The 14,529-nt window shown below is 41.7% G+C and carries 17 protein-coding genes and 1 tRNA gene; 8 read left to right on the forward strand and 10 right to left on the reverse strand.

Features of this window, described 5'->3' with window-relative positions; translation table 11 throughout:
- Positions 1–211: 211 nt before the first annotated feature.
- The 3 genes from cls to KG118_RS16940 all read left to right on the forward strand — a co-directional run bounded on the left by cls (position 212) and on the right by KG118_RS16940 (position 2,816).
- Entirely contained in the window at positions 212–1,402 is a 1,191-nt protein-coding gene (cls, locus tag KG118_RS16930) for a cardiolipin synthase (RefSeq protein WP_255419889.1), read from the forward strand.
- An 84-nt stretch (positions 1,403–1,486) separates the two neighbouring features.
- A complete protein-coding gene (locus KG118_RS16935; protein WP_213388585.1) occupies positions 1,487–2,281 on the forward strand; it encodes a thymidylate synthase in 795 nt (264 codons plus the stop codon).
- A gap of 46 nt (positions 2,282–2,327) precedes the next feature.
- A complete protein-coding gene (locus tag KG118_RS16940) occupies positions 2,328–2,816 on the forward strand; it encodes a dihydrofolate reductase (RefSeq protein WP_117710804.1) in 489 nt (162 codons plus the stop codon).
- Between the two features lie 2 nt (positions 2,817–2,818).
- On the opposite strand, the gene KG118_RS16945 is transcribed toward KG118_RS16940, so the two are convergent.
- The gene (locus KG118_RS16945) at positions 2,819–3,295 is read right to left on the reverse strand and encodes an Lrp/AsnC family transcriptional regulator (RefSeq protein WP_117710805.1); all 477 of its coding nucleotides are present in this window, start codon (positions 3,293–3,295) and stop codon (positions 2,819–2,821) included.
- A gap of 189 nt (positions 3,296–3,484) precedes the next feature.
- On the opposite strand from KG118_RS16945, the gene KG118_RS16950 reads away from it, so the two are divergent.
- A complete protein-coding gene (locus tag KG118_RS16950; protein ID WP_117710964.1) occupies positions 3,485–4,762 on the forward strand; it encodes an IgA Peptidase M64 in 1,278 nt (425 codons plus the stop codon).
- A 31-nt stretch (positions 4,763–4,793) separates the two neighbouring features.
- The gene (locus tag KG118_RS16955) at positions 4,794–5,327 is read left to right on the forward strand and encodes a GNAT family N-acetyltransferase (protein WP_117710806.1); all 534 of its coding nucleotides are present in this window, start codon (positions 4,794–4,796) and stop codon (positions 5,325–5,327) included.
- Between the two features lie 58 nt (positions 5,328–5,385).
- Here KG118_RS16955 and KG118_RS16960 read toward each other — a convergent pair whose 3' ends face one another.
- The 9 genes from KG118_RS16960 to KG118_RS17000 all read right to left on the reverse strand — a co-directional run bounded on the left by KG118_RS16960 (position 5,386) and on the right by KG118_RS17000 (position 11,360).
- A complete protein-coding gene (locus KG118_RS16960) occupies positions 5,386–5,850 on the reverse strand; it encodes an ExbD/TolR family protein (RefSeq protein WP_005657168.1) in 465 nt (154 codons plus the stop codon).
- A complete protein-coding gene (locus tag KG118_RS16965) occupies positions 5,850–6,440 on the reverse strand; it encodes an ExbD/TolR family protein (protein WP_117710807.1) in 591 nt (196 codons plus the stop codon). The genes KG118_RS16960 and KG118_RS16965 overlap by 1 nt, the downstream gene beginning before the upstream one ends.
- Positions 6,441–6,475: 35 nt before the next feature.
- On the reverse strand, positions 6,476–6,961 hold the full coding sequence (locus tag KG118_RS16970; protein WP_117710808.1) for a hypothetical protein: 486 nt from the start codon (positions 6,959–6,961) through the stop codon (positions 6,476–6,478).
- Between the two features lie 5 nt (positions 6,962–6,966).
- A complete protein-coding gene (locus tag KG118_RS16975) occupies positions 6,967–7,779 on the reverse strand; it encodes a MotA/TolQ/ExbB proton channel family protein (RefSeq protein ID WP_117710809.1) in 813 nt (270 codons plus the stop codon).
- 80 nt (positions 7,780–7,859) lie between these two features.
- Positions 7,860–7,947, reverse strand: a tRNA-Ser gene (locus tag KG118_RS16980).
- Between the two features lie 162 nt (positions 7,948–8,109).
- Positions 8,110–8,889 (reverse strand): TatD family hydrolase, encoded by a 780-nt coding sequence (locus KG118_RS16985; protein ID WP_117710811.1) that lies wholly within the window; start codon positions 8,887–8,889, stop codon positions 8,110–8,112.
- A complete protein-coding gene (locus KG118_RS16990; RefSeq protein WP_117710812.1) occupies positions 8,886–9,599 on the reverse strand; it encodes a hypothetical protein in 714 nt (237 codons plus the stop codon). The genes KG118_RS16985 and KG118_RS16990 overlap by 4 nt, the downstream gene beginning before the upstream one ends.
- A gap of 20 nt (positions 9,600–9,619) precedes the next feature.
- Positions 9,620–10,594, reverse strand: coding sequence for a polyprenyl synthetase family protein (locus tag KG118_RS16995; protein ID WP_117710813.1), 975 nt, complete (start codon positions 10,592–10,594; stop codon positions 9,620–9,622).
- 79 nt (positions 10,595–10,673) lie between these two features.
- A complete protein-coding gene (locus KG118_RS17000; protein ID WP_009123193.1) occupies positions 10,674–11,360 on the reverse strand; it encodes an energy transducer TonB in 687 nt (228 codons plus the stop codon).
- A gap of 268 nt (positions 11,361–11,628) precedes the next feature.
- Here KG118_RS17000 and cmk point away from each other — a divergent pair, with 268 nt between their 5' ends.
- The 3 genes from cmk (at position 11,629) to pfkA (ending at position 14,246) form a co-directional block, all read left to right on the forward strand.
- Positions 11,629–12,318, forward strand: a complete 690-nt coding sequence (gene cmk, locus KG118_RS17005; RefSeq protein WP_213388586.1) for a (d)CMP kinase — start codon at positions 11,629–11,631, stop codon at positions 12,316–12,318.
- A gap of 16 nt (positions 12,319–12,334) precedes the next feature.
- A complete protein-coding gene (locus KG118_RS17010) occupies positions 12,335–13,198 on the forward strand; it encodes a 4-hydroxy-3-methylbut-2-enyl diphosphate reductase (RefSeq protein ID WP_117710815.1) in 864 nt (287 codons plus the stop codon).
- Between the two features lie 67 nt (positions 13,199–13,265).
- A complete protein-coding gene (gene pfkA / locus KG118_RS17015; RefSeq protein ID WP_009123190.1) occupies positions 13,266–14,246 on the forward strand; it encodes a 6-phosphofructokinase in 981 nt (326 codons plus the stop codon).
- The last annotated feature ends 283 nt before the right edge of the window (positions 14,247–14,529 follow it).

Raw genomic sequence — 14,529 nt, forward strand, 5'->3', positions numbered from 1 at the left:
GGCAAGGGGATATTGTGGGCAGAAGTGGGTATTTCAGCCTCAATTTATCTGCTAATTCAGTGATGAGAGGACGTTTAGACGCAAGAAGGACGCTGAAGAGCTTAGTTGCGGATTTGAGGAATGATATATTGTATATTTGCCAACTCATAAAACTAAATAAGCATACAAAGTTTTGAGACAGGTTCTATTCGTCATATTATTTACATTTTTCATTGGAAGCGTCCGGGCACAAAGCACCAGCGATTCTCTCGTGATGGGCTATATGCAAGAAATGGGAATACCGCTGACTTACAACAATAAAGTTGAGCTGTTAATGACCGGTCGCGAGAAGTTTATTGATTTATTTGAAACCATCCGCCATGCCCGGCATCACATTCATCTGGAGTATTTCAACTTCCGTAACGACTCTATCGCCAATGCCCTTTTCGATTTACTGGCGGAAAAGGCAAAAGAAGGCGTGGAGGTGCGCGCCATGTTCGATGCATTCGGCAACTGGTCCAATAACCAACCGCTAAAGAAACGTCATTTGCAGGCAATAAAGGCGCGCGGTATCGAGATTGTCAAGTTCGACCCTATCACTTTCCCCTATATCAACCATGCCATGCACCGTGACCACCGCAAAATTGTTGTTATCGACGGAAAAATCGGTTATACAGGCGGAATGAACATTGCCGACTATTACATCAACGGCTTACCCAAAATAGGTAAATGGCATGATATGCACATACATATAGAAGGAGATGCCGTACGTTATCTGCAAGGTATCTTCCTGACGATGTGGAATCAGGAAACCGGACAACACATCGGTGGTCCGGCGTACTTTCCCAACCTGCCCCAGTATCCGGACAGCATAGCCGAGGAAGTTTCAATAGTAGACCGTACTCCGCGGGAAACGCCCCGTTCCATCAGTCATGCTTATGCCGTCTCAATAGAAGCTGCCCAGAAAAACATTCAAATAGTAAATCCCTATTTTGTACCAACAAAATCCATTCGTAAAGCTATCAAGAAAGCACTAAAGAAAGGTACGGAGGTGGAAATAATGATACCGGCAGTATCGGATATTCCTTTTACTCCCGAAGCTTCTTTCTACATTGCACACAAACTGATGAAACGGGGAGCCAAAATCTACTTGTTTAAGGATGGATTCCACCACTCCAAAGTAATGATGGTGGACAGTTCTTTCTGCACAGTAGGTACGGCAAACCTCAACAGCCGCAGCTTGCGCTACGACTATGAGACAAATGCTTTCATCTTTGACCCGTCGACAACGCACCAACTGAACAGTATGTTTGAAAGGGATAAGAAGAACAGCATCTTGCTTACCCCCGAAATATGGAAGAAACGCTCCGGCTGGAAGAAATTTATCGGCTGGGTCGGGAATCTGATGACTCCTTTTCTGTAAGTCGTTCCACCATTTTTTTAATCTCTAATCTTTAATTTCCCAAGAACTTTGTCTACCTTTGGCAAAGCTTTTAATAAGTAATCCATGAAACAGTATTTAGACTTACTCAACCGTGTGTTGACTGAAGGCATAGAAAAAAGTGATCGCACCGGAACCGGCACTATCAGTGTGTTCGGACACCAGATGCGTTTTAATATGGACGAGGGATTCCCTTGCCTGACAACCAAAAAACTCCATTTGAAATCTATTATCCACGAACTATTGTGGTTCTTAAAGGGCGATACGAATGTAAAGTACTTGCAAGAGAATGGTGTACGTATCTGGAATGAGTGGGCTGACGAAAATGGAGATCTGGGGCATATCTACGGTTACCAATGGCGCTCGTGGCCGGATTACAAAGGCGGAACTATTGATCAAATCAGTGAAGCGGTAGAAACAATCAAACACAATCCGGATTCACGCCGTATCATAGTCAGCGCATGGAATGTAGGTGATTTGGATAACATGAATCTGCCGCCTTGCCATGCTTTCTTTCAATTCTATGTAGCCAACGGGCGACTCAGCCTGCAACTTTACCAACGAAGTGCGGACATTTTCCTTGGAGTACCCTTCAACATTGCATCGTACGCATTGCTTTTACAAATGGTAGCTCAAGTTACGGGGTTGCAGGCAGGAGATTTTGTACATACTCTGGGAGATGCGCATATCTATCTGAACCACTTGGAGCAAGTAAAACTCCAACTAAGCCGCGAACCGAGAGTACTTCCGCAAATGAAAATCAATCCGGATGTAAAGAGCATCTTCGACTTTAAGTATGAAGACTTTGAATTGGTTAATTATGACCCGCATCCGCATATCGCCGGGAAAGTAGCAATATAAGAGAAGAATCCTTCATCATTGAAAACCATTTGATTATATTAGATATATGATTAGCATCATCGCCGCAGTAGACCGCCATATGGGTATCGGTTATGAAAATAAATTATTATTCTGGCTTCCCAACGACCTGAAACGCTTCAAAGCGCTTACTACCGGCAATACAATCATCATGGGGAGGAAAACTTTTGAGTCACTGCCCAAAGGCGCCTTACCGAATCGGCGCAACATTGTCTTATCTACCCGCCCCGGCACACAATGTCCAGGTGCGGAAGTTTTTCCCTCACTTGAGGATGCTTTGAAAAACTGTACAGAGGATGAACAGGTCTATATCATAGGTGGAGCCAGCGTTTATTGCCAAGCTCTCCCTTTGGCAGATGCACTTTGCCTTACAGAAATAGATGCTGAAGCTCCCACGGCAGATGCTTATTTTCCGGAAGTAGACCCCAAGATATGGCAAGAAAAAAGCAGGGATTCCCATCCGATAGACGAGAAACATCCCTGCCCTTATGCTTTTGTCAATTATATCCGCCGATAGGATTATTCCTCTTCCTCGTCTATTACTATCGGCATCTGACGCCTAATAGCCTCATGGAATGAAATCAACGTCTCCGTACGCGATAATCCCAGCGGCTGTAATTTATCGTGGATAATGCTCAACAAGTGATGGTTATTCCGCGCATACAACTTAACAAACATATCATATTTACCCGTAGTAAAGTGGCACTCCACAATCTCAGGAATGGCTTCCAACGCTTTTGTCACAGCATCAAAAGTAGCGGGATCTTTTAAATAGATTCCGATATATGCACAAGTCTCATATCCTATCTTCTCCGGATCTATGACATATTCCGACCCTTTCAAGATTCCCAAATTAGTTAGTTTCTGAATACGCTGGTGAATAGCGGCTCCAGATACATTACAAGCTCTGGCTACTTCAAGGAAAGGAATACGCGCATTATCGGCAATCAACTGCAGTATTTGCTCGTCTAAAGTATCCAATTGATGATGTCCCATTTTTAATTTCAATAATTAATTAAATAAATAATTTCACCGTATTCCGCTACGGCAATGTGCAAAGTTAGCCATTTTTTCTCCAATAAAAATACGAATTATAACTTTTCTTGCTAAAAAGAGAATAATCGCATATATCAGGTTATACGGACAAAAGTCGTATCTTTGTAAAATGATTAAATTATAATGGATATGAAAAAGCATATTTTATTCTTACTCTGTTTTATAACCGTCTCACCTATTTATGCACAGGTTTTCACCGAGTATTTTACTGATAAGACTCTTCGTGTCGATTACATCTTTAACGGCAATGCGTCCAAACAAAGTATCTGTCTGGACGGATTATCCTCTCTCCCTACTTGGGCGGGAAGAAAACATCATTTGGCGGAACTTCCGCTGCAAGGTAACGGACAGATTGTTATGCGCGACATAGCTGATGGAAAGACTATTTATACCACCTCTTTCTCTTCACTCTTCCAAGAATGGTTGGAGACGGAGGAAGCCCAAAGCGTAACCAAAGGATTTGAAAATACGTTTCTCCTTCCCTACCCGCTTCAACCGGTTGAAGTGGAAGTAATTCTACTCGATCCGCACCGCAATGTCCGTGCCTCCATGAAGCACATTGTACGCCCGGACGATGTATTGATTGCTCAAAAAGGTATCTCCCACATCACCCCGTACAAGTTCCTGTTACAAAACGGGAACTCGGAGAAGTGCATTGATGTAGCCATTCTCGCAGAAGGATACACACCTCAAGAGATGCAGACATTCTACGAAGATGCCGGCATTGCCTGTGAAAGCCTTTTCGCACACGAACCTTTCAAGTCCATGAAAAAAAGATTTAATATTGTGGCTGTAGCCAGTCCCTCCATAGACAGCGGAGTCAGTGTGCCAAGATTGAACGAATGGAAACATACCGCCTTCAGTTCTCACTTCAGCACTTTCTATTCCGACCGCTATCTGACCACATCACGTGTAAAGATGATTCATGACGCTTTAGCGGGAATACCTTATGAACACATTATTATATTAGCCAATACAAAAGAATACGGAGGTGGAGGTATCTATAACTCATATACCCTCACCACAGCCCATCATCCTATGTTTCGTCCGGTAGTAGTACATGAGTTCGGCCACAGTTTTGGCGGACTTGCCGATGAATATTTCTATGACAACGATGTCATGACCGATACTTATCCTTTGGATGTAGAACCGTGGGAACAGAACATCAGCACACAGGTGGATTTCGCATCAAAATGGAAAGATATGCTCACTAACGGCACTCCTATCCCTACTCCAACCAATGAAAACGAGAAATATCCTATCGGTGTGTACGAAGGAGGAGGCTATTCGGCAAAAGGGATTTATCGACCTGCAGACAATTGTCGTATGCGTACTAACGAATACCCCACCTTCTGCCCTGTGTGCCAACGTGCCATTCGCAGAATTATCGAATTTTATACTGAATAATAATAAAAACCAAACTTCAAAAAACTGACCTATGATCAAATTTCAGCGTATCACAACTGCGGATACAGCCTTGTATGGCTACATGGAACAGCTAATGACTACTTCTTTCCCCTCGGAAGAATATCGTTCATTGGACGAACTACGTAATTATACAGATAGCAAGCCGTATTTTTACTGTAACATTATTTTCCATCATGATACTGCAATCGGTTTTATTACATATTGGGATTTCAGACAATTCTATTATGTAGAACACTTTGCTATCGATCCGTCCCAACGTAATGGAGGACATGGCAAGAATGTACTAAACCATCTGTGCCAACAAATAAGCAAACCTATCATCTTGGAAGTAGAATCTCCTGAAGAAGAAATGGCAATACGCCGCATCAATTTCTATAAACGGCATGGATTCACTTTATGGGAGAAACCTTATATGCAACCTCCCTACAAACCGGGAGATGATTACCTCCCTATGCTTTTAATGGCCTATGGAGATTTAGAGTGCGGAAAAGATTATGAATACGTAAAGGAACATATTTACCGAGAAGTATACAATGTGAAATAAAAAATAAAGGTCGCCTGTAAAACAAGCGACCTTTATTTATATAGTCTGAATTAACTTCTTACTGACGTGGTTGTGCAGAATAGTTAATTTTCAATGCATAAGCTTTACGAAGAGCCTCTTTGATATCTGTTACAATACCCATTTTTGTATCTTGGTCAACTTTCAAAGATACTGTCATTTGCGGCTGATCCTCTTCTTTCATACTGGCACGTTCACCAATAATATAGTCTTGGATTGCAGCAACTTCAGCATAGCTGTCATTCAACTGGATACGGCTTTCATTACCTAATTTCTTACGGAATTCAGCTGTAGGTTTTCCTACATAGATAAACGTAACCAAAGACTTCTTTTCAAGTTTTTCCAACTCTGTAGCTTGCGGAACCTTAAACTCAACCTTCAATGTTACCTCACGCATAGTTGTTACAATCATAAAGAAGAACAACAAAGTGAAGATAAGGTCAGGCAGAGAAGAAGTGTTCAACGCCGGCATTTCTTTTTTACCAGTCTTATTAAATTTTCCCATTACTTCTTATCTCCGTATTTTTTAGGTTCGGCCTCAGAGATTTTCTGAGGATAAATATCACGAATTGCTTTTTGTTGCTCATCGTTCAATTCAGCATATTTCTTTTGCCATTTTTCCTGAGCCAATTCATCACGCAACTCATTATAAGCCGCTACCAACTCATTTTGTACAGCAAGATATGCTTTATAAGAAGAGCCACGGTCACAACGCAAAGAAACTACATGCTTTTCTGTAATCATCATGTTACCAAAGAAAGGAATATCTTTCGCATATTTCTCCGGTTTGGTTTCATCATTATACGGATTGGCAATAAATTCTTTTGCTTTAGCACGTAACTGATCTGTTGTGATATAATCGTTTCCGCACATCAACTGGTCGTTCATGTTCAGGAAGACCTGCAGCACGTTGCGCTCTTTCAACTTAATATCGTCATTCTTTTGGTTCTGTTCCGGTGGTGGCGGCAAACGTCTTGCCAAACCACGGTCAGTATCCATAGACGTTGTAATCAAGAAGAAGATTAACAACAGGAAAGCAATATCCGCCGTAGAACTTGAGTTAATATCAGGAACTTTTCTTTTTCCTTTTGCCATTGTAATTACTCTTTAAATTGAGTTATCTCAATTGATTATGATAATTTCTTCTTAATACTACTAAAGATGATTGCAAGCACAGTCGCTGCAAACAAAATATAGATAGAATAAAGGAACATATCAGTTATCTTCAACCAGAAAGGTACATTGTCCGTACCGTCATAACCCGGGATATTGAGAGGTTCATCACTACCCATAGCCCATGCTATAACAACAACAGCAACTAATACAATAACACCGATTAAAGACTTCAATGCACTTCCGGGATTATCTTTCAAGGCAGTTCCAAACTGGAACAGGAAAGCAGCCACTGTAGCAACGACAGCTATACCAAACAAACCATACATCAAATAGATCAAGGCATCGGTTTGGGCAGGTTGCCACATCTCAGAGTCAACGCTCATAAGTACTGCATCGCCTTGAGCATCTCCACCGAAGTAGAATAAGCCCAACACTACCAAAATGGCAGCGAACATTACGTACAGTACGTAGTATGATACTTTATATGATAACTTAGCCATTTTACTTATTTTTTGTATTTCAAGTCATATTTGATAACCATATCCAACAGAGAGATAGAAGAATCTTCCATTTCGCTGGTCAAAGCTTCAATCTTAGACAAGATATAGTTATAGAATACCTGCAGAATCAAAGCAACGATCAAACCGAAGATAGTTGTAATCAAGGCAACCTTCATACCACCTGCTACAACCGTCGGAGAAATATCACCTACTTGTTGGATTTTATCAAATGCCTGCACCATACCGATTACAGTACCCAAGAATCCTAATGACGGAGCCATTGCGATAAACAGTGTAATCCAAGAGCAGCCTTTTTCCAAGTAACCGGCTTGCACACCACCGTAAGAAACAACTGACTTTTCAACAACATCGATACCTTGGTCGATTCTCATCAAACCTTGATAATAGATAGAAGCAATAGGACCTCTTGTGTTGCGTGCAATGTCTTTAGCAGCTTCAACGTCACCTTTTTCCAAAGCGGCTTCAATAGCAGCCATGAACTTCTTAGTGTTGATTTCAGCCAAGCTCAAGTAAATGATACGTTCGATACAGAAAGCAAGACCGATAACCAATGCGATAGCAACCAAACTCATGAAAGATGCAGTACCTTCAATAAATTTTGTTTTGATTTCTTTGTGAATACCGCCTTCTTCAGCTTCAACAGCAGGAGCTGCAGCTTCGTCAGCAGGAGCTGCTTGTGCTGCAGGAGCAGCTTGTTCTGTTTGTTCAGCAGCAGGAGCATCTTGAGCCTGAGCAAGTTGAGTTGAGCCAAATGTTAAGACTCCCATCACAGCAACAATTGCAAATAACTTTTTCATTGTGTGTCTAATTTTTAAGATTAATTAATTAAATTACTTATTATATTTATTTATTGTTTTTCTCTTATCCTAAATCCTTGCGGAGAGACGGGGATTCGAACCCCGGATACCCTTTAGGAGTATACACGCTTTCCAGGCGTGCCTCTTCAACCACTCGAGCATCTCTCCAATAGACACCTTCCTCGAAATCGGGTGCAAATTACAAAAAAAATGCGAACCACAAGCGTTTTCAGCTACAAATGTATTCTTTTTTTTGTTCTTCCACAGCATTCTCAAAGTTTTATCCGCAATAAAATCTCAAAATTAATAAACTTTAAAATCTTCGGAACGTTATTTGAGCAATCCAAACACTTTTAAAGCATTTTCAGAAGTAATGCAGCCCACTTCCTCAGGCGACTTTCTATATATTTCGGCTACTTTTAACAGAGTATCCTTTACATTTGCACTCTCATTTCTTTTCCCTCTATTCGGCACAGGAGTAAGATAGGGAGAATCGGTTTCAAGAACGATTCTCTCCAAAGGTATGTTTTGCAAAACTTCCGGTAAATCCGACTTTTTAAATGTCACCACACCATTAATACCAATGGAGAAATTAGAAAACTCCAGCATCCGAAGAGCCTCTTCCGACGTTCCTGTAAAACTATGAAAAATTCCGGTCAAGGGAGAAGTCTTATAAGGTTCCAACACATTATATATATATTCGAATGCCTCGCGACAATGGATAACTATGGGCAGTTCATACTGCAACGCCCATTGTATCTGTTGTTCAAAAACAATCTGCTGTTCTTTCAAGAAAGTTTTATCCCAATACAGATCCATCCCGATTTCACCAATGGCCACATAATCATTCGGCATTGCCAAATGTTCGGACACAACAGCAAGTTCTGCCTTATAATCGGTATCCACAGAGGTCGGATGTAATCCCATCATCGGAAAACAATAGCCTTTATATTCCGAACAAACACGCAACATAGGCTCTATGGTTGTACTGTCAATATTAGGCATAAAGATATGAGTGATCCCTACCGCCTGAGCACGCTCCATTACTTGCGGCAAATCAGATTGAAACTCATCCAGAAAAAGGTGAGAGTGTGAATCTACTAATCTCATCTTGCTATCTCTTCTTTTTCTTTTTCGCCAGTGCGGTAATAATAAATCAAACCGTAATCACGACATAAATCCAAACGCTTCTCATTCGGCATGACTCCTGCATATTTTTGCTCCACCTGATTCCAAATATCCAGTATTAAAGCATCAGCTTCGGCCCGCATGGAAGCAAGAGTTTCCAGACTGCGAGCTGTTAAAGCCTGCAGATTCTTTTGTTTCTCATAACTTTCCATGAAAATATCATAATGCACTCTGACTTTGGCAATGGTAGGGTTATAAATGGGAATTCCACCTTGAGAAATACGCCGATTCTCACCATCTACAATCTTACGTCCCCATTCCGCAAGAGCTGCCTCTGTGGACAAATCCGGGACATTATGATTCTTCATATCCAGTCCGTAGTACTCTTTATGAGCGGTACGCACTTCCGAACGGATTACAGCCAAATTCAGCACCTGAATAAAATGCGATATATAAAGACGGGCAATCTTTACATTCGACTGATGCTTACGTCCCGCTTTTGACTGGCGTTCAAAACATTCCATATAATATGCCTGGGCTGCCTCAAATTTCATCAGGAAATTTCTGGCATCCGTAAGAGTCTTTAAAGACACCGCCAAATCATATACATTATATATATCGCCCTTCACAACTACGGCTTTCAACGCCCGTATTCTTGCTTGGTCTGTATTTGGTAATCTCCTATAAGGCATTTGACAATCGGATTATTAAGTTACACTTCCCGGTACATCAGTTCTTTTATAAGCTTTTCAAGCTCTCTTTTCTTCTCATCTGCCACATTCACAGATACCAGGCTATTCACCGCCTTGTCACTGTATTCTACCATTTTATTCTCACAAAGCTCCTTAACCCCTATTTGATTGTACAAATCGGTTACGGCCGCAATCTTCTCAACCGGATTAAAGTCCGCAACAGTTATCCAGTGCTCCAATTGGTTCAATTGCTCCTTATCCGCATGGCCCAAAGCCTTAATCAGCATATAGGTTTTCTTGTTGCACAGAATATCTCCACCTATGTTTTTTCCAAAGACAGCCACATCGCCATACACATCCAGCAAATCATCCTTCAGCTGAAAGGCTACTCCCATGTTCATTCCAAAATCATACAAACGTTCTGCATCATCAGCAGAAGCCCCCCCTAATAGAGCACCGATTTTCAGACTTGCGGCCAACAAAACAGATGTCTTCAGACGAATCATCTCCAGATATTCCTCCTCTTTCACATCATTTCGTTGTTCAAACTCCATATCCATTTGCTGACCTTCACAAATTTCAAGTGCTGTCAAACTGAACAAATCCATTACATCTTTCAGATGCTCCACCGGACACTGTGCCATAAACTGATAGGCTAATACCAGCATTGCATCACCCGAAAGAATAGCCGCATTATCATTCCACACCTTATGCACGGTTTCCTTTCCACGACGTTTATCGGCACGGTCCATCAAATCATCATGCAGCAAGGTATAATTGTGATATACTTCGATACCTGTTGCCGGTGAAAATATAGATTCGACATTGTCCTTATAAAGATTATAAGCCATCAACATCAATACGGGACGAATTCTTTTTCCACCCATTGACAAAACATAGGTGATAGGATCATACAAACCTTTCGGAGTGCGAACAAACTGCAAATTCGCAATATGAGAATTTATTTTTTCGAGAAGCTCGGAGGCTGTAAACATAAGTGTTTTCAATTTAGAAGTGGTGGAGAATGAAAAGAGGCTGCTTTTAGGCAGCCTCTTTACGCTATAGATAATTTTATTACTGCAATCGGAACATTACAGGCACTGTGTACTTAACGCGCACTGCCTTACCACGTTGCATACCCGGTTTCCATTTCGGCATTGAGCTAATCACGCGGATAGCTTCTTTATCCAAATACGGGTCAACACCTCTAAGTACTTTGGCATCTACGATACTACCGTCTCTGTTCACAACAAACTGTACAGTTACACGACCTTGGGTTCCGTTTTCCTGAGCGATAGTAGGATATTTGATATTCTTGCTCAAATACTGCATCAAGCCTGCCATACCACCATTAGGGAATTCCGGCATTTGTTCTACCACCTCAAAGATAGTTTGTTCTTCCGGTTCTTCCTCTTCAACAGCTACAGGAACGTACTTGATTTCCACAGCCTGATTAGTTTCCTCAGATGTAGCGATAGTAGTTTCTTCCACATCAGCGTCATCATCCACGATTGTCAAAGTTTCTGCAATCGAAGGAGCTTCGGGAGGGGGAGGAGCTACCTGCTCGGGTTGTTCCGTAATAGGAATGATTTCCTCTTCAAATACAAGGTCGGTAATAGCCTGGCTCGTATCAATCTTGATATCACGTTTTGTCCATTCGAAAGCAATGAACATAAACGCGAGCACAATCACGTAACCGACGAGCAGCCAAGTTGACTTTTTGTTCTCCAAGTCTGCCTTAGGTGTCTTTTTAATTTCCATAATTTATAATATAATTTTAGTGTTTCTCATTTGTGGCAAATATAGTACTTTTCCCACGATTGTTCTTGCTTAACTGTGTTTTTTTACACAATAAGCAGTGCATTTTCATTTTTTTAATTCTTCAAAAGCCTTCAACAGCTTTTGTGCCACAAATGTAACGAGATATTTTAAAAATACCGTATCTTTGGCAAGAATTTTAGATGAAATATTTAAATTTTTCCATCAGGAAGAGTTTTTCTATAATAAATATAGTATAAAATCATTTCATATGAAAAAGATAACAATCGCAATCGACGGTTTTTCCTCATGCGGAAAAAGTACCATGGCCAAGGACCTTGCCCGTGAAATAGGTTATATTTACATAGACAGCGGAGCCATGTATCGAGCCGTTACCTTATATAGTATAGAGAACGGTATATTCAGTGGTAACGATATTGATACGGAGAAACTGAAAAGACTGATCGGGGATATTCATATATCTTTCCAACTAAACCCGGAAACGGGACGTCCCGACACATACCTGAACGGAGTCAATGTAGAAAAAAAGATTCGTACAATGGACGTATCTTCCCGCGTCAGCCCCATTGCCGCCCTTGACTTCGTACGCGAAGCAATGGTGGCCCAACAACAAGCAATGGGAAAAGCCAAAGGGATTGTAATGGACGGCCGTGATATCGGTACCACAGTATTTCCGGATGCCGAACTGAAAATTTTCGTAACAGCTTCTCCCGAAATCCGTGCGCAGCGCAGATATGATGAGCTGAAAGCCAAAGGAGAAACAGCCGGTTTCGACGAGATTCTGGAAAATGTAAAACAACGGGATTATATAGACCAGAATAGAGAAGTAAGCCCGCTTCGTAAAGCCGATGATGCACTGTTACTGGACAATAGCCATATGACTATTTCCCAACAAAAAGAATGGTTGGCAAAACAGTTCGACAAGGTTTGTAAAGCATAATCCTAAAATCTGCGATATGGCAAAAGTGGAAATAGATGAAGGTTCCGGTTTCTGTTTCGGAGTAGTTACCGCAATCAATAAGGCAGAAGAAGAGTTAGCCAAAGGCGGAACATTATATTGTTTGGGAGACATTGTGCACAACAGCCGTGAAGTGGAGCGTCTGAAAGCAATGGGTCTCATCACCATCAACCATGAGGAGTTCAATCATTTGCATGATGCCAAAGTGCTATTACGGGCACATGGCGAGCCCCCCGAAACCTATATGACCGCCAAGCGTAACAATATTGAAATAATCGACGCTACTTGTCCGGTAGTTCTCCGCTTACAAAAGAAAATCAAGCAGGAGTATACGCAAGAAGACAATGAAGAAAAACAAATCGTCATATACGGGAAGAACGGGCACGCCGAAGTATTGGGATTAGTGGGACAGACCACAGGGGAAGCAATCGTTATCGAAAAGCTGGAGGAAGCCAAAGTTCTGGACTTCAGCAAGAGCATTCGTCTCTATTCACAAACCACCAAATCACTGGATGAGTTCCAGAAGATAGTGGAATATATAAAGGAGCATATATCCCCAAACGTCACTTTCGAGTATTACGACACCATATGCCGGCAGGTAGCCAACCGCATTCCCAATATCCGGAAATTCGCCGCTTCGCACGACCTTGTGTTTTTTGTCAGCGGCAAAAAAAGTTCCAACGGGAAAATCCTGTTCAACGAATGCAGGAAAGTTAATCCGAACTCACACCTGATTGACAGTGCAGAAGAAATAGACAATCAATTACTCATCGGTGCAGAATCCATTGGCATATGCGGAGCAACTTCCACGCCCAAATGGTTAATGGAAGAAATATCCGAGGCAATAAAATCACGAATTTAAAAAGCTTTTGTTATCTTTGCCAGCGGATTTTTTAAGGCAATTATTAACACTAAATAAGGAGATTGTTATGGGAACAATTAAGTGTATCGGTATCTTAACATCGGGCGGTGACGCTCCGGGAATGAACGCAGCCATCCGCGCAGTGACACGCGCAGCTATTTACAACGGACTTCAAGTTAAAGGTATATATAGAGGTTACAAAGGTTTGGTAACCGGTGAAATCAAAGAGTTCAAGAGCCAGAACGTAAGCAACATCATCCAACTGGGCGGTACTATTCTGAAAACAGCACGCTGTAAAGAATTCACTACCCCCGAAGGGCGTCAGATTGCATACGACAACATGAAGAAAGAAGGCATTGATGCCTTGGTAGTTATCGGCGGCGACGGTTCTTTGACAGGTGCACGCATCTTTGCGCAGGAATTTGATGTGCCCTGTATCGGCTTACCGGGAACTATCGACAACGACCTTTACGGAACAGATACAACCATCGGTTATGATACCGCATTGAATACGATTTTGGGTGCTGTGGATAAGATTCGCGATACGGCAACTTCACACGAACGTCTTTTCTTCGTTGAAGTTATGGGACGTGACGCCGGCTTCCTTGCCTTGAACGGTGCTATCGCATCCGGAGCCGAGGCTGCCATCATTCCGGAATTCAGTACAGAAGTAGACCAACTGGAAGAGTTCATCAAAAACGGTTTCCGCAAATCCAAGAACAGCAGTATCGTACTTGTTGCCGAAAGCGAATTAACCGGAGGCGCAATGCACTATGCCGAACGTGTGAAAAACGAATATCCCCAATACGACGTGCGTGTTACAATCCTCGGCCATCTACAACGTGGCGGCAGTCCTACGGCACACGACCGTATCCTTGCCAGCCGTTTGGGTGCAGCAGCAGTAGACGCCATTATGGAAGGACAGCGCAATGTCATGATAGGTATAGACCATGATGAAGTGGTTTACGTACCTTTCACAAAAGCCATCAAAAACGACAAGCCTATCAAGAAAGACTTAGTCAATGTATTGAGAGCACTTTCCATTTGACAAAGGCCTATAAAATATAATATAAAAGAGGTGTCAAAATGTAAAAGTCCTATCATTCTGTCATTCTGAACGCAGTGAAGAATCTCTTCTCTGCATACATAAGAGAGGAGATTCTTCGTCGCAAGCTCCTCTGAATGACAGAATGATAAGACTTTTACTTCACAGGCAAACTTTTTTTGTTTGATAATTGATTGATAACCAGTAGTTAGTTTCGCTTAAAAAAGCTAATCTCTACTTATAAGCATACATAGAGGGTTTCAATAACCAACTGATACTGAAGACA

It is taken from the genome of Bacteroides propionicigenes (genome assembly GCF_018390535.1).
GTDB lineage: Bacteria > Bacteroidota > Bacteroidia > Bacteroidales > Bacteroidaceae > Bacteroides > Bacteroides propionicigenes.